The following is a 16,336-nucleotide window of genomic DNA, read 5'->3' as shown; positions in this document are numbered from 1 at the left end:
CCGTCGGCGGGTCGCGTACGGGTGGGTGACCTGGCGCTATCCGACCTGCACGTCCCGGGCCTGCCCAGCGGGGTGTCTGTCAAGGAGGTCACAGCCGCCGTCGTCGGATCGAGAACGGTCGAGACCGAGGTACTGCTCGACCGCGACACGCTCGACACGCTCGACCCGCAAACCTCTCCGCAGGTCGAGGAGTGGGCCATTCGTTCAGCGCAAGCGGCGGCGCTGGTGCTGGCCCGGGACGTCGAGGCCGCCTTCGACCCTGCCGCGCCTGAGACATCGGCCACGCTTGCCACGCTCCCCGATGTGATCGGAAATGCGCGGCAACACCTCCGCCGATTGACGCTCGACTTGGTGGTGAGTCCGGCGACGCTGTCGCGACTGGTCGGGTCGGTTGGCAAGAAGGTAAAGGAGGCCCTCAACGGCGGTGCGATCATCCCCCTGTCGCACCTCACCGTCGGACAAGCGTGGCTCCTGCCGCATCATGGCGGCGAAGTCGTGGTCGAGACGGTTGACGCCCCAGACCTCGGTTGGGACACCGTCGGCGACGACGTGCGCCTCTTTGCCCGCGAGGAGTTCATCGTGGTGCGACGCCGGCCGCTGCCGGTGCGTCGCCTCCTGATCGAGTGCGGGTGCTGCGGGTGCGGGTGCTGCCGGTGCTGCCGGTGCTGCCGGTGCTGCGAGTGTTGCGTCAAGGCACCGTAAAGCCGACGACGCGGACGTCCAATGTGCCACCCGCCGGGTCCTCGTCGAACACGAAGGCCACCTCCGCCGATTCGTCGCGGGCCAGGAACTCCACTGTCTGGTCGGCCTCGGTCACCTCGGCGCCGATGGTGAGCTCGGCCACGATCTGCACGCTCTCGGCCGTTGCGCCGCCTGTGTTGCGGATCACTACGGGCACGAGGAAGCGCTCGCCGTGGCGCTCGACCGGCCCTGTCTCGACCACCTCGGGCAACGCAGGCCGATCAGGTTCTCCCGCTTCTTTGGCGATGAGCCCCACGAGCACCAGCAGGATGAGGACGGAGACGGCGAACGTCGCCCACTCGGCGGCGCTGCGCCCCTCTTCCTGCTTCTTGTCGCTCTTCTTGCCGCTCATGCCGCCAACCTTCCTGCTGCGCCGCCTACCGCGGCCGGGAGCCCGAGCACGATCACGTGGGAGAGCGTCACCGAGGTCGGGTTCTCGGTGGCGAGGCGCTGGAAGAACCACAGCATCCCGCCCGCCACCACCAGCGAGATGAGGTACGACGCCACCGTCTCGGTGATGGGGTGCTGGAGGATGCCCGGTTGGCTGTGGCGCCGTTTCTGGTCGGAGAAGCCGGCCACGAACACGATGCAGTACGAGATCACCAGCGAGGCTCCCATCATGGCGATGAGCCAGGCAGCGGGCATAGCTGCGGCCAGCATGGGGATCTCGTCGGTGGGCGCCACGTTGAAGGCCACGAACACGGCGCCGATGGTGGTGGCCCCCACGTCGACCACGGTGGCGTGCAGCCCTTCGTCGTCGGCCGTGTCGTTGCCGCCGCTGTCGTCGTCGCCCTCGGCCCGGCCCCGGCGCAGCACGTGCTGGGCGATAGCGCTGCCGATGGCGAACGGCGTGGCTTCGTAGACGATCTTGCCCAGGGCCTCTTCAAGCGGCGTGGCCATGGTGATCTCCCGCAGCAGGACGAGCAGCAGGAAGACGCTGACCACGGCGATGGCCACCGTCTCCACGGAGTCGATCACGGCGTCGCGCCAGCGGATGTCCTTGGTGGTGCGGAACCCGGCGGTGCGGGTGAGCAGGAAGACCGGCACGAACATGAACAGCAGGACGCCGACCATGCGGGGCGTCTGCGTCTCGCTCCCGATCCACCACACCTCCATCGTGTAGAGGAGCGGGATGCCGAAGAGCATGCCGCCGGAGACGGCGCGCACCAGGTCGGTGGCCTCCTGGCGCCACGGGCCGGCGTCGGCGTCGGCGTCGGCTTCGGAGGCAGTGGAGGTGGCGGCAGGCACGGGCCGTCTATTCCCGTTCTGCCTCGAACAGCACATCCCAGCGGTCGCGGCAGTCCTCGCACCGGTAGGTGGCCAGGCCGTCGTAGAAGTTGAGGAGGTGGCAGCGGCCGCCGCAGTCGACGCAGTCGATGACCTCGGGCGCCTCGTGCTCGTTTCCGTTGTCGGTCACGGGCGTACCTGCACGAACAGGCCGGTGGCTTCGACCGCCACCGAGCCGTCGGCCAGCAGGATGCGGCCGCTGACCTTCTGGGTGCGGCGCGATTCGAGCCGCTCCCGCCATGCCTCCACGCGCACCGGGCCGCCGTCGAGGGGCACGCCCTTGCGGTACCGGAGCTCGAGCTTGGCCGTCACGCACGGCGTCTTGTCGAGGGCCCAGCCGAGCGAGGCCATGACCTCGTCGAGCACGGCGGCGGCCATGCCTCCGTGCACGAAGCCGGGCGGGCCGCGGTGCTCGGCCCTCGGCTGGAAGCGGGCCACGAGGCGGTCACCGACGCGCCAGAAGCGCAGCCCCAGCCCGAGCGGGTCCTCGCCGGTGATGCCTTCGCCGGCTACGTCTTCGAACGACACGACGGGCGAAACTACCGTGCCCCCATGCGCGTGGTTGGCGGTTCGGAGCGGGGTCGTGCCCTGCGGTCCCCCAAGGGCCACGACATCCGGCCCACCAGCGACCGGGTGCGCGAGGCGGTGTTCAACATGGTCGACACCCTGGGCGGGGTCGACGACGCCACCGTGGTCGACCTGTTCGCAGGCACCGGTGCGCTGGGGATCGAGGCGCTCTCGCGGGGGGCGGCGTCGGCCGTGTTCGTGGAGCGCGACCGGTCGGCCGCGGCCTTGGTGCAGGAGAACCTCGACGCCCTCGGACTGGCCGAGCGGGGCAAGGTCGTGCGCCTCGACGTGGTGCGGTGGCTGGAGACGGCGGGGCCGTTCGAGGTTGCCTTCGCCGACCCGCCGTACGCCTTCGAGCAGTGGCCGGTGGTGTTCGAGCGGGTGCGGGCGCAGTTGTTGGTGGCGGAGTCGAACCGGGAACTCGACCTCGGGGGGCGGTGGGAACTTCTCAGGTGTAAGCGGTACGGCAGTACCGTGGTCCACGTGGCACACACTGCACTCGACAGCCCGGGCGACCTCCGGTGAGGACGGCCCTGTTCCCGGGTTCCTTCGACCCCATCCACAACGGCCATCTGGAGATCATCGAGACGGCTGCCCTGCACTTCGACCACGTCGTCGTGGCCGCCATGCGCAACCCGCAGAAGGGCGAACCGCTCTTCTCCTACGAGGAGCGCAAGCAGATGATCGAGGACTCGATCTCGCACCTGCCCAACGTGCGGGTGGAGCAGTTCGGCAGCCTGGTCGTCGACCTGGCCCGACAGGTGGGGGCCGACGTCCTCATCAAGGGGCTGCGGGTGGCGTCCGACTTCGAGCACGAGCTCCAGCAGGCGCAGATGAACCACGCCATCTCCGGCATCGACACGCTGTTCATCCCGTGCGCGTCGTCGCACTCGTTCATCGCCTCGAACCTGGTGCGCCAGATCGCCCGCTACGGCGGGGCCGATCGCATCAGCTCGATGGTCCCCGAACCGGTGGCCAAGCGCCTCCAGGAGAAGTTCACCTCTTCATGAGTGACTACGACAGCCTCGACCGCCAACCCGCGTTGCCCGCCGACATCGACGCCGAGACCCTGCTGCGGCGGGTTGTCGAGATCATCGGCAACGCCAAGTCGATGCCGTTGTCGGCGTCGGTGCTCATCAGCAAGGACGAGGTCGTCGAACTGCTCGAAGAGGCGTTGAACCGGCTGCCCGAGGAGCTGCGGGAGGCCCGGTGGATGCTCAAGGAGCGTGAGGAGTTCCTGGCCAAGACCCAGCGCGACGCCGACGAGATCCTCGAGGCCGCACGGGTGCGGGCCGAACGCATGGTGCAGCGCACCGAAATCGTCCGTTCGGCCCAGCAGACGGCCAAGCGCACGGTCGAGCTGGCCGACGACGAGGCCCGCAGGCTCAAGCTCGAGGCCGAGGACTACTGCGACCAGAAGCTCGCGGCGTTCGAGATCGTGTTGGAGCGCACGACGAAGACCGTGCAGGCGGGCCGCGACAAGCTCCGCGTCACCCCCGCCCCCCTCAGCCCCGAGCAGGGCCGCAGCACCGGCTTCGTCGACGACGCCCAACCCGGCGTCGACGAAGCCTTCTTCGACCAAGACACCGAGTAACCCCCGTCCGGAGTAATTAGCTCACCAAATGGCAGCGTCGGTTGCGCAGAGCCACCGAGCGGCTGGGAATCGTCAAACGCCCTGAACGGACTGTCGACCCCTGGCACAATGCTGGGATGGCGAGACGACGGGTAACCGTGAGCCTTGGCGACGACGTGCTTCGTGCGCTGGACGAGGCCGCCCGGGGGTCGGGCGAGACTCGCTCCCGCGTCGTCGAGCGGACGCTGGCCAGGCAGCTCACCGGGTTGAAGTTGCAGCAGTTGCGTGCCACGGCGAGAGGCCCCCGTCTAAGCGACGACGAAGCGACGGACCTCGCCTATGCCGAGCTTCGGGCCGCCCGCCGCACTCGGTCGAAGCGAGCGGCGTCGTAGGTGGCCCGGGTCGTGCTCGACCCGGGCGTGATCGTTTCAGGCCTGCTGAATCCAGACGGGCCGCCCGGCCACCTCCTCGACGCCTGGGTGGACGGCGAGTTCAACCTCGTCGTGAGCCCCCATCTGCTTGAAGAGCTCAGCGACGTGCTGTTGCGGCCCAAGCTCGCCTCGCGCCTCGACAACACCGTCGTCAGCGACATGCTGCGGCTCCTGCGTGAGGCGGCGGTCATGGAGAGCGACGGGCCTCCTGCACAGGTGTGCCGAGATCCCGACGACGACTACCTCGTCGCCCTTGCGCTCGCCACGGGTTCGCTGCTGGTTTCCGGCGACAAAGACCTCCTGAGCGTGCAGGTGGAGCACCTCGAGGTGCTGGTCCCTGCCGAAGCGGCGGCGAGACTCCTTCCCACCTGAGTGCCGTCATCGCGTCTTGTCCAGCCGCAAATCGTAGGTCGCACTCCCGAGTACATAGCGTGCGGAAAAGGCACGCTTATGTACTCGGGACAGCGGGGCGTCAGGCTCGGACGGCTCGCGGGGTCGGTTCCGGCACCGGTCGCCCCGTGGCCCGGGCGGCTTCCACCCATGCCTGCATGGCGACCTCGACTTCGGCAACCGCTTCGTGCGGGGTGGCTCCGTGGGCGCTGCAGTACGCAAGGTCGGGGACATCGGCGACCCAGGCCTGGTCTTCGTCGCTCCAGAACACTTCGATCCGGTAGGCCGTCATCGCGTCTCCTCCAGCCGCAAATCGTAGGTCGCACTCCCGAGTACATAGGGTGCGGAAAAGGCACGCTATGTACTCGGGACAGAGGGCGTTCTGCGGACCGAGGTCGGGTTTCTACACTGGACGGCGTGGCCCCCAACCCGTTTCTCGTGAGTGTCACCGCGCTCAAGCGCGGCCCCGGCGGCACCGTGCAGAGCGAGCGCCGGTGCGGCGTCCTCGCCGGGCTGGCCGTCACCAGCGCCCACGTCCCCGACGGCATCGAGGTGTGCGTCGACGTCGACCTGGAGTCGGTGCACGGCGGGATCATGGCCCACGGCACCGTCACCACCACCTGGGAAGGCGAGTGCCGCCGCTGCCTCGGCCCCGCCGCCGGCACGGTGCACGCCGAGGTCCGGGAACTGTTCGAGCCGGGCAGCGACGCCGACGAGACCTACCCCCTCATGGGCGAGCAACTCGACTTGGCCCCGCTGGCGCGCGACGCTGTCCTGCTGGAACTTCCCCAGGCGCCCCTCTGCGCGGAGGCGTGCCAGGGGCTGTGCCCCACGTGCGGCGCCAACCTCAACGAGGGCGGGTGCTCGTGCCGGGCGCAGGCAACCGACCCGCGGTGGGCGGCGCTCGACGCGCTTCGCCACGAGACATAAGAGAGAGCGACCGAGATGGCCGTCCCCAAGAAGAAGACCTCCAAGGCCAAGAGCCGCAGCCGTCGGGCCAGCAACTGGACCTTGGCCGTCCCCGCCCGCAGCGTCTGCCCGCAGTGCCGCCACGCCAAGCTCCCGCACGTCGTCTGCCCCAACTGCGGCTGGTACGGCGGCCGCCAGGCCATCGACGTCGGCTAGCCGGCCGGTGCTGCCCATCGCGGTCGACGCCATGGGCGGCGACCGTGCACCCGGTGAGATCGTCGCCGGCGCCGCGCAGGCAGCGCACGAACTCGGCGTGCCCGTCGTCCTCGTGGGCGACCCCGCCGCCATCGGCGACACCCACGGCCTCGACGTCATCCCGGCGTCGGAGGTCATCGGCATGCACGACGACCCGGCGGCGGGCGTCCGCCGCAAGAAGGACAGCTCGCTCGTCCGCGCCGCCGAGGCGGTGCGCGACGGCAAGGCATCGGCCATGATCAGCGCGGGCAACACCGGCGCCACCATGGGCAGCGCCCTCCTGCGCATGGGCCGCCTGCCCGGCGTGGCCCGCCCCGCCATCGCCACGCCTATCCCCGTCCCCGGCTCGACCCCCACCGTCCTGCTCGACGCGGGTGCCAACGCCGACTGCAAGCCCGCGTGGCTCGTGCAGTTCGCCCAGATGGGCGCCGTCTTCGCCGCCGAGCGCTACGGCATCGACAAGCCCCGGGTCGGGCTCCTGTCGATCGGCGAAGAGGACACCAAGGGCAACGCCTTGGTGAAAGAAGCCCACGCCCTGCTCGCAGGCGGCGCCCCCGGCGTCCACTTCGTGGGCAACGTCGAGGGCCGCGACATCCTCACCGAAGCCGTCGATGTGGTCGTCACCGACGGCTTCACCGGCAACGTCACCCTCAAGACCCTGGAAGGCGCCGTGAAGTTCATGCGCGACGCCGTGTTCGGCGCCATGGTCTCGACGGAAGAGGCGATCAAGGCGTCCGAGGTCCTCATCCCGCTCCTGCTGCCGCTCGCCGAGGAGATGGACCCCGACAGCCAGGGCGGCGCCGCCCTGCTCGGCGTCGACGGCGTGTGCATCATCAGCCACGGCTCGTCGTCGGCCAAGGCCATCGTCAACGCCGTGCGGGTCGCTCGCGACATGGTCGAGCAGGGGCTGGCCGACCGGCTGGCCGCCGCCGTCGCCGCCACGTAGGCCCGTACACTCGGCCCATGGGGGATCGGGTCCGACTGACGGCGCTGGCGAATGCAGCCCTGTTCGTCGCCGCCGCCGTAGGCCTGGTCACGGTCGACGAGGACAAGCCCCACGGCGTGCTCGTGGCCGCCGCGGAAGCAACGGCCCGTACGGGCACGGCCGCCTTTTCCCTCCACGCCTCGATGCGTATGGGCGACGAGCCGACGGCGATCGCCGCGACAGGCCGCATCGACTTCGAGCGCAAGCGCTTCACCCTCGTTCGTGAGACACCGCGGTCCGAGCTCCTCGTTGCCGACGGCGTCACGTACACGAGCTTGGAGGCGGCAGCTCCGCAGCGGTGGCTGGTGGTCGACAACCGGCCCAGGCAGACTGCAGCGTCGCCTTTCGGCCTCGGCCTGACCGCCGACGACCCGCTGGCGGCGCTCGACCAACTCCGTCGGGCCGGCTTTGCCCGAGACGTGCGGGCCGACGGCACCGAGGACGTTCGAGGGGTGCCCACCACCCGATGGGTGGCCGATATCGATCCGGCCGCCCTCAGCGCTGCGAGCGGGCGCAACCGGCAGTTCCTGGAGGCCATCGGCCTGAAGGAGATGCGCTACTCGATGTGGGTCGGCACCGACAGCGTGCTGCGCCGCGTCAGCACGGTGGCGGAGGGCACCATCATGTCGAGCTCGATGACCATCGAGTTCTTCGACTTCGGCACGGCAGCCCCCGTGGAGGTGCCGCCGCCTGATCAGGTGCGCCACCTCGAGCTGCCCGACTAAAACGGTCACAAGCGCACAAAGTCCACTTGCCGGTAGGATGACGTGCTGCGACGTCCCCCGGAGGAGCAGGAGTGCCCGCAGAAACCCACGTGGAACGAGGCCCGATGGACCGCACCCAGGTCTTCGAGCTCATCCGTGACCGCCTCGCCGACATCCTCGAAATCGAGCCCGGCAAGATCTCCGAAGGCGCGTCCTTCGCCGACGATCTGTCCGCCGATTCCCTGGCCCTGATCGAACTGGTCGAGGCGCTGGAAGAGGAGCTCAGCGAGCGCAGTGTCGGCTTCCGCATCGACGACGAAGATCTCGAGGACCTGAAGACGGTGCGCGACGCCGTCGACTACGTGGTCGCCAAGCTCGAGGCCTGAGCCCTGGAGCCGGACGTGTCGGAGCCCCGCGAGCGAACGGAGCTCGACGCGCTCGCCAAGCGGTTGGGCTACGAGTTCAGCGACCCGGCCCTCTTGGCGCGCGCCATGGCCCATCGTTCGTGGTGCGCGGAGACGACCAACACCGACCCCAACGAACGCCTGGAGTTCCTCGGTGACGCCGTGCTCGGCCTCGTGGTGACCGACCACGTCTTCCGCACCTACACCGAACTGCCCGAAGGCGAGCTGGCCAAGGTGCGGGCCTCGGTCGTCAACTCCGCCTCGCTGGCCGAAGTCGCCGCCGAGCTCGACCTGGGCGCCGCCCTGTTGTTGGGCAAGGGCGAAGACCTGAGCGGCGGGCGGGAGAAGCCCTCGATCCTGGCCGACGCCATGGAGGCCGTCATCGGCGCCACCTACATCGACGGCGGCTGGGACGCTGCCGCCGACCTCGTGATGCGGCTGGTGGGCGAGCGCATCGCCGAAGCAGCCGTGGGCCCCGGCGGGCAGGACTACAAGACCCGCCTGCAGGAGCTGGGCGCCCGGCGCTACGACCAGCTGCCGCGCTACGAGGTCCTCGACGAAGGCCCCGACCACGCCAAGTGCTTCTTCGCCACCGTCCACGTGGGCGACCGGGCGTGTGGCGAGGGGGAGGGCCGCTCCAAGAAACAGGCCGAACAGGCCGCCGCCCGAGTGGCGTGGGAACGACTGCAGGCCGAGGCCCGCGACGAGCAGGGTGAGGTGGCCGCAGGTGCCTGAGCTTCCCGAAGTCGAAACGATTCGACGCGACCTCGATCGTGAGGTGGTGGGCAAACGGATCAAGGCCGTAGAGGCCACCGGCGTGCGCTCCATCCGGCGCCACAAGTCCAAGAAGGACTTCGTGGCCAAGCTGGAGGGCCGCAAGATCACCGGCGTCGTCCGCAAGGGCAAGTACCTCCTGGTCAAGCTGGAGGGCGGCGACGTGCTCGTCATCCACCTGGGCATGAGCGGCCAGCTGCTGCGGGCCAAGGGGCCCAAGGACCCCCTGGCCAAGCACACCCACGTCGTCATCACCTTCACCCAGGGCGGCCAGCTGCGCTACGTCGACCCCCGCACGTTCGGCGAGCTGTTCGTGACCTCGATCGACGGCGTAGAGGAGGCCTGCCCCGAGCTGGCCCACCTCGGCTTCGACCCCCTCGACGACGTGATGTCGTGGAACGCCTTCGGGGCTCGGCTGACGGCAAAGAAGGCCAAGCTCAAGGCCCTGCTGATGGACCAGAAGTTCATCGCCGGCATCGGCAACATGTACGCCGACGAGATCCTCTGGGCCGCAGGCCTGCGCCCCGATCGGGGCTCGGAGACGCTGTCGTCGCAGGAGGTCCGCCGCCTCTACCGGGCCATGGTCGAAACCCTGCAGGACGCCATCAAGCACCGGGGTTCGTCGCTGGCCGACGAGCAGTACCGCGACCTGTTCGGCGAGGTCGGCGGCTACCAGGGCGAGCACAAGGTCTACGACCTGGAGGGCAAGCCGTGCCGCCGCTGCCGCACCCCGATCGTGCGCACGAAAGCGGCCGGCCGGTCCACCTTCTTCTGCGGTCAGTGCCAGGTCTGAACCATGCGCGCGCGCCCCTCGACCCGTCGGTAACCTGACCTTCGCGTGTTCCTGAAGTCGCTCACCCTCAAGGGGTTCAAGTCCTTCGCGGACGCCACGTCGCTGGAGTTCGAGCCCGGGATCACCGTGGTCGTCGGGCCCAACGGGAGCGGCAAGTCCAACATCGTCGACGCTGTCGCCTGGGTGCTGGGCGCCCAAGGCCCGCGCACCGTGCGGTCGCAGAAGATGGAAGACGTCATCTTCGCGGGCTCGGCCAAGCGCCCCGCCTTGGGCCGGGCCGAGGTCAGCCTCACCATCGACAACGCCAACGGACTGCTGCCCATCGAGTTCTCCGAGGTGACGATCACCCGCACGCTGTTCCGCAACGGCGACAGCGAGTACGCCATCAACGGCGTGCCGTGCCGGCTGCTCGACATCCAAGAACTGCTGTCCGACTCGGGTGTGGGGCGCCAGCAGCACGTCATCGTGTCGCAGGGCCAGTTGGCCGCCATCCTCGACGCCCGGCCCGAGGACCGCCGGCTGATCATCGAGGAAGCGGCGGGGGTGCTGAAGTACCGGCGCCGGCGGGAGAAGGCCCAGCGCCGCCTGGAAGCCACCGAAGGCAACCTGTTGCGGTTGCAGGACCTGTTGCGGGAGGTGCGGCGCCAACTGCGGCCGCTGGAGCGCCAGGCCGACGCCGCCCGCCGCCACGGCTCGCTGGTCGAGGAGTCACAGGGCATCCGCCTGTTCCTGGCCGGGCGCGAGATCTCCACGTTGCAGGCCCGGCTGGAGTCAGGTGCCCGGTCCAAGGTCGAGTTGGCCAAGGCCGAGGCCGAGGTGCGCCAGGCGTTGGCCCGGCTCGACGCCGACGTGGCCGTGGCCGAAGCGGGCGTCTCCGCCCAGGGCACAGACGACTTGGGCGACTCGCTGTTGCGCTTCGAAGGCTTGCGGGAACGGGCTCGAGGCGTGGCGGCCGTGTTGGCCGAACGGCGCCGCTCCATCGAGCGCGAGCTGGCGGCATCGGTCGACGAAGGCGTCATCGCCTCGTTGGAGTCCGATGCCTCGTCGCTGGCCGCCCAGTTGCAGGCCGTCTCCGCCGAGGCCGAGGGGCTGGTGCCCCAGCACGACGAGCTGGGCGCCGCCGAGCAGTCGTTGGCCGCCGAGCGGGCCGCCTTCGAGGCCGAATGGGGCGACGACTCGGCCGTGCCCGCGGTCGGCGGGGAAGCGGCCGAGGTGCGGGGCGAGCTTTCGGCGCTGCGCTCGGCTGCGCAGCGGGGCCGGGGCGAGGTCTCCAAGGGCGAGGCCCGGCTGGCGGCCTTGCAGCAGAAGGGCGAACGGCTCGATGCCGACATCGAACGGCGGCGCACCGAGGTGGCCGAAGCCGACGCCGCCGAGAAGCCCTTGGTCGAGGCGCTCGAAGCAGCCGAGTCGGCCCGGGCGGCGGCGGAAGCGGTGCTGGCCGACGCCGAAGAGACGCTGCGCACGGTCGACCAGGAACGCCAGACGTGGACGGCGCGAGCCGACGCCTTGGCCTTGGCCCTCGACGAGGCCCGCGCCCGAGCGGGCGCCGAACGACTGGCCGACGTGCCCGGCGTGGTCGGCACCTTGCTGGAACTGGTCGAGGTCGACGAGGGATGGGAAGCCGCCTTCGAGGCCGCCGCGGGCGAGGCCATCGCCGCCGTCGTGGTCGACGGGGTGGAGACGGCGCGGGCCGCGTTGTCGTCGTTGCGAGCGGGCGATGCAGGCGGCGCCGTGTTGGCGCTCGATGCCGTGGGTTTCCCGGCGTCGTTGGCCTTGGACGCGGCGGCGGTCGGCGGCGAGCCGGTGCGCTCGCACGTGCGGTCGCGGCTGCCGTCGGTCGACCGCTTGCTCGACACGTTGCTGGGCCATGCCGTGGCAGTCGACGGCGGCTGGGAGCGGGCTCTCGACTTGGCCCTGCTGCACCCCGGCGTGGTGGCCGTCACCCGCGAGGGCGACCGTTTCGCCGCCACCGGTTGGCGGGCGGGCGCAGGCGGCACCGGCGCCACCGGCGCGGCGCTGGAGGAGGCCCGGTCCCGGGCCGACGACGGCACGGCCCGGGTGGCCGCAGCCCGCGAGGCGCTGGCGGGGGCGCGGTCGTCGTTGTCGGCCGCTCGGTCCGCCGAGGCCGACCTGGCCACGCAACTCGACGCCAACGACTCCCGGCTCACGGCGGCGGGCGATGCCTTGCAGCGGCTGGAGACCGAGCGGCGCGACGTGGCTGTCGAACAGGAGACCGTGGGTTCGCATCTCGACGAACTGCGCGAGCGGGTCGAGCGGGAAGAGGCTCGGGTTGCCGAGTTGGAATCGATGCTCCCCGCCTTGGAGGCCGAGGAGGCCGCCGGTGCCGAGCGGGTCATGGCCATGCGGTCGGCCCGCAGCCGCTTGGAGGAACGGGTGGCCGCCGTCGCCGCGCTGCGCCGCGACCTGGAAGTGCGGGCAGCCGGGCTCGACGAACGGCGCACGCTGTTGACCCGCCGTTTGGCCGAGGTGGAAGACCGCCTTCACCGCAACGTGTCGGAACGCGAGGCTGCGGCGTCGCGACGAGTGGCCCTCGAGGCCCGGGCGGTGGCCACGGCCCGCCTGTCGGCCATGGTCGGCGAACGGTTGGCTGCGGTGGAAGCGGCGCTGGCCGCCCTGCACGAACAACGCCGTCGCCACACCGACAAGATGCGCGCCGCCATCGACCGTTTGGAGCAGCTGCGCCGCGAGCGTTCCACCGCCGAGCGCCAACTGTCCGAGCTGCGGGAACGGGCGCAGCGGGGCGAGTTGGAAGAGGCCGAGGTTCGATTGCGGCTGGAAGCTGCCGTCGAGACGCTGCGGCGGGAGTTCGACTGCGAGCCCGAGACCGCCACCAAGGCCGAGTGCCCGGTGCTGCCCGAGGGCGTGTCGGCGTCGGCCCGGGCTCGCGAGCTCGATCGAGAACTGCGCCTCATGGGGCCGATCAACCCGCTGGCGCTGGAGGAGTTCACTGCGCTGCAGGAACGCCACACCTTCCTCGAGGCCCAGTTGGAGGACGTGCGTTCGGGCCGTCGGGAGCTGTCGAAGGTCATCAAGGCCATCGACAACGAGATCGTCGAGGTGTTCGCGGCGGCCTATGCGGACGTGGCCGAGAACTTCACCAAGCTGTTCTCCACGCTGTTCCCGGGCGGCACCGGCAAGCTCAAGCTGACCGAGCCCGACAACCTGCTCGACACCGGCATCGAGGTCGAGGCCCGGCCGTCGGGCAAGAACGTAAAGAAGCTGTCGTTGCTCTCGGGCGGCGAGCGCTCCTTGACCGCGCTGGCCTTCCTGTTCGCCGTGTTCCGCAGCCGGCCGTCGCCCTTCTACCTGATGGACGAAGTGGAAGCCGCCCTCGACGACGTGAACCTGCACCGCTTCATCGACCTCATCAACGAGTTCCGCCAAGAGGCGCAGCTCTTGGTGGTGTCGCACCAGAAGCGCACCATGGAAGCGGCCGACTGCCTCTACGGCGTGACGATGGCGCCGGGCGGGTCCACCAAGGTGGTCAGCGAAAAGGTCGCCGCGGGCGCCTGACCCGTCGGGTCGGCGGCCATAGCTGTCACACCCCCTCTGTAGGCTGGCCGCCGCCATGGAGATCGTCCTCGTCCTGATCGTCGTCGTGCTGCTCGCCTCGGTGGGCGGCGTGGTCGTGAGCCGCCGTCGCGGCCGCCGACCCGAGCTGGAGCCGCCCGCCTCCGGACCTGCCGTCGAGGCCGCCGAGGGCACCGACCTCACGCCTGAGCAGGTGGCCGAGATCGAAGCGGCCTTGGCGGCAGCCGCCGTCGACGTGGCCGAGGAGGCGCCCGAGTTCCCATTGGGGGCGCAGCCGGTCGTGGTCGAGGCCGAACCCGAGCCTGCGGAGGCTGAGCCGGAGCCGGAGGTCGTCGCCCCGGTCCGACCACGGTTCCGCGACCGGTTGGGCAAAGCCCGCAGCTTGTTGGCCGGCTACGTCGGATCGGTGCTGTCGCGGTCCAAGATCGACGACGAGACGTGGGACGAGTTGGAAGAGGCGCTGATCCGGGCCGACGTCGGCGTGGCCACCACCACAGCGCTGCTCGACGACCTGCGGGCTCAGGTCAAGGCCGAGGGCATGACCAGTCCGCAGGAGCTGGTCGACGCCCTCAAGGCCGACCTCAAGGACCGGCTGGGCGAGGGCGACCGGTCGCTGCGCTTGGAGCCGGGCGGCCCCAACGTGTGGCTGTTCGTGGGTGTCAACGGCGTGGGCAAGACCACGACCATCGGCAAGCTGGGGCTGCGTGAGGTGAGCGCGGGGCGGTCCGTGGTCATGGCCGCGGGCGACACCTTCCGGGCGGCGGCGGCCGAGCAGTTGGAACTGTGGGCCAAGCGGGTCAACGCCGATCTCGTGCGTGGGGCCGAGGGCGGCGACCCCGGTTCGGTGGTGTTCGACGCCGTGGAGCGGGCTGCGGCGCGCGGGGCCGACCTGGTGCTGGCCGACACCGCCGGGCGGCTCCACACCAAGGTCAACCTCATGGAGGAGCTCAAGAAGGTGCGGCGCATCGCCGAGCGGCCGCCGGGCAACCTCACCGAGGTGCTCCTGGTGATCGACGCCACCACCGGCCAGAACGGCTTGGTGCAGGCCAAGCAGTTCACCGAGGCCGTGGGCGTGACCGGCATCGTGCTGACCAAGCTCGATGGCACCGCCAAGGGCGGCATCGCCGTGGCCATCCGCACCGAGTTGGGCGTGCCCATCAAGTTGGTAGGGCTGGGGGAGACGGCCGACGACCTGGTCGACTTCGACCCGGACGAGTTCGTCGACGCCCTGTTCGCCTGATGGAGCGAGCGCGGGAACCGAGGGCCGAGACGATGCGTCCAACCGGCATGCGTAACCGGATCGTCGCTCTCGCCGCCATGTCGGCGTTCGTCGTCGCCGTGGCAGGCATTGCTGTGGTGGCTGCCCGCTCGGGCTCATCGTTGGAACGCCTCCCCACGCTTGCGGCTGGTGCCGAACGAAGCGCCGACATGGCCGCCATGAGCGCACCGATGGGCGGCGGCGTCGACTACGTCGTGGAGGGCACCCTGCCCGAGCTGCCGGTGGAGGCGCCCGCCTTCCGCCTGCCCGACGGCGACGACCGCGACGCCGTGGAGCGCTTGGCCCGAGCACTCGGCCTCGACGGCGAGGCCCGCAAGCAGGGCAGCGTCTACACGGTGAAGGGCGCCACTCGGTACCTCAACGTGGAGACCAGCGCAGGGCGACCGTGGTACCTGTCGTCGGGGTGTGCCGATGCTCCGGTGTCGTCGTCCCCTGAAGACTCGGTGAAAGCCATGGGCTGTGCGTCGGTCCCGGTCACCTCCTGCAACTCGGCCACGAGTGACAGCCCGGAGGGGGCGACGACATCGTCGGCGTCGTGCTCCGTCGCCTCCGACGCGGGCGCCGGCTCGACGCCGAGCAGCGGCGGCTCGTCGTCGGTCCGCCCGTGCCCGCCCTGCCCGCCCGACGCCGACTGCGGGTGCGGCGCCCCCGAGCCCGATCCTGGCGCGGCCACGCCGCCCACGAAGGCGGCCCCGCCGCCCAACCCGCCCGCCGACGTGCCCGACAAGGCGGGCGCCGAGCGCATCGCCCGAGACGTGTTCGGGCGATTGGGCGTGCCCCTCGACACGCTCCGCGTGGAGGGCGGCGGCTGGTCGTGGCAGGCCACGGTGTCGCCTTCGGTCGGTGGGCTGCCCGTGCTCGGCTTCGGCCACAGCATCACCATCGGGCCCAAGGGCGAGGTCGTCGGCGGCAACGGCTTCCTCGCCTCGCCCCGCGCCATCGGCGACTACCCGCTGGTGGGCGTGCAGGGCGGCCTCGACCGGCTGCGCCGCGGTCCGGCTGTCGGCCCAATGCCGCTCTACGACGACCGCCATCCGGCGGGCGCCACCCACGTGGTGACGCTGACCGCCGTGCACCTGGCCCTCCAGCAGGTCGGCGAGGTGCTCGTGCCCGTCTACGCCTTCGAGGTCAAGGGTGGCGGCGAGCTACCGGTGCCCGCGGTGACCGACCGCTACCTGGAGCAGCCCCGTCCCAAAGAGGGGCGGCCCGAGCCTGAGCCGGGGCCGACAGGCAGCAGCGGTTCGTGCAGCGGCTCCGCCTCGGGCGTCGGTGCGGGCCAAGAGCCGGCCAACCAGCCGCTGACCGTCGACGTCTGCGTTGAGCCCGACCGGGTGAAGGTGGGCCAGCCGGTGACGTTCAAGGTCACAGCCACAGACCCCGACGCCAAGATCGTCGACCAGTGCGGCAATCCGTCGGTGTTCTTCGGCGTGCCGACGCCGCAAGAAGACTGCGGCATCGCCTGCACAATGTCCCTGCCTCTCCACCCGGAGAAGACGCCAAAGGAACGGGGCGAGCTGACCAAGGTCTACACACACACGTACGACAAGCCCGGCACCTACACAGCCAAGTTCACCTTCCAGTCGGGGGCGTGCAACCACTGGTCGAGCCAGGGTGAGGGCACGGCCACCGTCATCGTGGTGGGCTGAGCCCGCCGCTTTCGGCTGGTCGGGGGCGGTCAAGTACCCTGGCTCC

General features: G+C 70.5%; 21 protein-coding genes. 16 read left to right on the top strand and 5 right to left on the bottom strand.

Annotated features, from left to right (window positions below):
* Positions 1-72: 72 nt before the first annotated feature.
* Positions 73-702: a hypothetical protein gene (locus VM938_09000; GenBank protein HVF75175.1), complete on the top strand. Its 630-nt coding sequence runs from the start codon at positions 73-75 to the stop codon at positions 700-702.
* Here VM938_09000 and VM938_08995 read toward each other — a convergent pair.
* From VM938_08995 to VM938_08980, 4 genes are read right to left on the bottom strand one after another with little or no spacing between them, the layout of a single operon-like run.
* Complete coding sequence (locus VM938_08995) at positions 689-1,093, bottom strand: hypothetical protein (GenBank protein HVF75174.1); 405 nt, start codon at positions 1,091-1,093, stop codon at positions 689-691. The genes VM938_09000 and VM938_08995 overlap by 14 nt on opposite strands.
* Positions 1,090-1,989, bottom strand: a complete 900-nt coding sequence (locus tag VM938_08990) for a TIGR02587 family membrane protein (GenBank protein HVF75173.1) — start codon at positions 1,987-1,989, stop codon at positions 1,090-1,092. Before VM938_08990 ends, VM938_08995 begins: the two co-directional genes overlap by 4 nt.
* Positions 1,990-1,996: 7 nt before the next feature.
* Positions 1,997-2,158 carry a hypothetical protein gene (locus tag VM938_08985; GenBank protein ID HVF75172.1) on the bottom strand — a complete coding sequence of 54 codons (162 nt, stop codon included), beginning with the start codon at positions 2,156-2,158 and terminating at the stop codon, positions 1,997-1,999.
* Positions 2,155-2,556 carry a PaaI family thioesterase gene (locus VM938_08980; GenBank protein HVF75171.1) on the bottom strand — a complete coding sequence of 134 codons (402 nt, stop codon included), beginning with the start codon at positions 2,554-2,556 and terminating at the stop codon, positions 2,155-2,157. Before VM938_08980 ends, VM938_08985 begins: the two co-directional genes overlap by 4 nt.
* A gap of 24 nt (positions 2,557-2,580) precedes the next feature.
* Here VM938_08980 and rsmD point away from each other — a divergent pair, with 24 nt between their 5' ends.
* The 5 genes from rsmD to VM938_08955 all read left to right on the top strand — a co-directional run bounded on the left by rsmD (position 2,581) and on the right by VM938_08955 (position 4,971).
* Positions 2,581-3,120: a 16S rRNA (guanine(966)-N(2))-methyltransferase RsmD gene (gene rsmD / locus VM938_08975; protein ID HVF75170.1), complete on the top strand. Its 540-nt coding sequence runs from the start codon at positions 2,581-2,583 to the stop codon at positions 3,118-3,120.
* A complete protein-coding gene (gene coaD, locus VM938_08970) occupies positions 3,117-3,605 on the top strand; it encodes a pantetheine-phosphate adenylyltransferase (protein HVF75169.1) in 489 nt (162 codons plus the stop codon). The genes rsmD and coaD overlap by 4 nt, the downstream gene beginning before the upstream one ends.
* Complete coding sequence (locus tag VM938_08965; GenBank protein ID HVF75168.1) at positions 3,602-4,189, top strand: hypothetical protein; 588 nt, start codon at positions 3,602-3,604, stop codon at positions 4,187-4,189. The genes coaD and VM938_08965 overlap by 4 nt, the downstream gene beginning before the upstream one ends.
* 116 nt (positions 4,190-4,305) lie before the next feature.
* Positions 4,306-4,560, top strand: a complete 255-nt coding sequence (locus tag VM938_08960; GenBank protein HVF75167.1) for a ribbon-helix-helix protein, CopG family — start codon at positions 4,306-4,308, stop codon at positions 4,558-4,560.
* Complete coding sequence (locus VM938_08955; GenBank protein HVF75166.1) at positions 4,561-4,971, top strand: putative toxin-antitoxin system toxin component, PIN family; 411 nt, start codon at positions 4,561-4,563, stop codon at positions 4,969-4,971.
* Between the two features lie 100 nt (positions 4,972-5,071).
* On the opposite strand, the gene VM938_08950 is transcribed toward VM938_08955, so the two are convergent.
* Positions 5,072-5,281, bottom strand: coding sequence for a type II toxin-antitoxin system HicB family antitoxin (locus tag VM938_08950; protein ID HVF75165.1), 210 nt, complete (start codon positions 5,279-5,281; stop codon positions 5,072-5,074).
* 125 nt (positions 5,282-5,406) lie between these two features.
* On the opposite strand from VM938_08950, the gene VM938_08945 reads away from it, so the two are divergent.
* The 10 genes from VM938_08945 (at position 5,407) to VM938_08900 (ending at position 16,290) form a co-directional block, all read left to right on the top strand.
* Positions 5,407-5,919: a DUF177 domain-containing protein gene (locus VM938_08945; GenBank protein HVF75164.1), complete on the top strand. Its 513-nt coding sequence runs from the start codon at positions 5,407-5,409 to the stop codon at positions 5,917-5,919.
* Positions 5,920-5,934: 15 nt separating this feature from the next.
* A complete protein-coding gene (gene rpmF / locus VM938_08940; protein HVF75163.1) occupies positions 5,935-6,114 on the top strand; it encodes a 50S ribosomal protein L32 in 180 nt (59 codons plus the stop codon).
* A 7-nt stretch (positions 6,115-6,121) separates the two neighbouring features.
* Entirely contained in the window at positions 6,122-7,099 is a 978-nt protein-coding gene (plsX, locus tag VM938_08935) for a phosphate acyltransferase PlsX (protein HVF75162.1), read from the top strand.
* Between the two features lie 17 nt (positions 7,100-7,116).
* The gene (locus VM938_08930; GenBank protein HVF75161.1) at positions 7,117-7,863 is read left to right on the top strand and encodes a hypothetical protein; all 747 of its coding nucleotides are present in this window, start codon (positions 7,117-7,119) and stop codon (positions 7,861-7,863) included.
* A 71-nt stretch (positions 7,864-7,934) separates the two neighbouring features.
* Positions 7,935-8,228: a phosphopantetheine-binding protein gene (locus tag VM938_08925; GenBank protein ID HVF75160.1), complete on the top strand. Its 294-nt coding sequence runs from the start codon at positions 7,935-7,937 to the stop codon at positions 8,226-8,228.
* A 15-nt stretch (positions 8,229-8,243) separates the two neighbouring features.
* Positions 8,244-8,981, top strand: a complete 738-nt coding sequence (gene rnc, locus VM938_08920; protein ID HVF75159.1) for a ribonuclease III — start codon at positions 8,244-8,246, stop codon at positions 8,979-8,981.
* Complete coding sequence (gene mutM / locus VM938_08915; GenBank protein ID HVF75158.1) at positions 8,974-9,813, top strand: bifunctional DNA-formamidopyrimidine glycosylase/DNA-(apurinic or apyrimidinic site) lyase; 840 nt, start codon at positions 8,974-8,976, stop codon at positions 9,811-9,813. Before rnc ends, mutM begins: the two co-directional genes overlap by 8 nt.
* Positions 9,814-9,858: 45 nt before the next feature.
* Complete coding sequence (gene smc, locus VM938_08910; GenBank protein ID HVF75157.1) at positions 9,859-13,347, top strand: chromosome segregation protein SMC; 3,489 nt, start codon at positions 9,859-9,861, stop codon at positions 13,345-13,347.
* A 55-nt stretch (positions 13,348-13,402) separates the two neighbouring features.
* Complete coding sequence (gene ftsY, locus VM938_08905) at positions 13,403-14,605, top strand: signal recognition particle-docking protein FtsY (GenBank protein ID HVF75156.1); 1,203 nt, start codon at positions 13,403-13,405, stop codon at positions 14,603-14,605.
* Between the two features lie 47 nt (positions 14,606-14,652).
* A complete protein-coding gene (locus VM938_08900; GenBank protein HVF75155.1) occupies positions 14,653-16,290 on the top strand; it encodes a hypothetical protein in 1,638 nt (545 codons plus the stop codon).
* Positions 16,291-16,336 lie beyond the last annotated feature (46 nt).

It is taken from the genome of Acidimicrobiales bacterium (assembly GCA_035536915.1).
Lineage (GTDB): Bacteria > Actinomycetota > Acidimicrobiia > Acidimicrobiales > JAHWLA01 > JAHWLA01.
The sequence above is the reverse complement of the archived record's forward strand: the minus strand, read 5'-3'. Positions and strand labels throughout refer to the sequence as shown.

Excerpts from the sequence above, each read along its gene's own strand:
- VM938_08995 (HVF75174.1), bottom strand. The coding sequence starts at position 1,093 with ATGAGCGGCAAGAAGAGCGACAAGAAGCAGGAAGAGGGGCGCAGCGCC.
- rsmD (HVF75170.1), top strand. The coding sequence starts at position 2,581 with ATGCGCGTGGTTGGCGGTTCGGAGCGGGGTCGTGCCCTGCGGTCCCCC.
- VM938_08965 (HVF75168.1), top strand. The coding sequence starts at position 3,602 with ATGAGTGACTACGACAGCCTCGACCGCCAACCCGCGTTGCCCGCCGAC.
- VM938_08960 (HVF75167.1), top strand. The coding sequence starts at position 4,306 with ATGGCGAGACGACGGGTAACCGTGAGCCTTGGCGACGACGTGCTTCGT.
- VM938_08950 (HVF75165.1), bottom strand. The coding sequence starts at position 5,281 with ATGACGGCCTACCGGATCGAAGTGTTCTGGAGCGACGAAGACCAGGCC.
- rpmF (HVF75163.1), top strand. The coding sequence starts at position 5,935 with ATGGCCGTCCCCAAGAAGAAGACCTCCAAGGCCAAGAGCCGCAGCCGT.
- VM938_08930 (HVF75161.1), top strand. The coding sequence starts at position 7,117 with ATGGGGGATCGGGTCCGACTGACGGCGCTGGCGAATGCAGCCCTGTTC.
- ftsY (HVF75156.1), top strand. The coding sequence starts at position 13,403 with ATGGAGATCGTCCTCGTCCTGATCGTCGTCGTGCTGCTCGCCTCGGTG.
- VM938_08900 (HVF75155.1), top strand. The coding sequence starts at position 14,653 with ATGCGTAACCGGATCGTCGCTCTCGCCGCCATGTCGGCGTTCGTCGTC.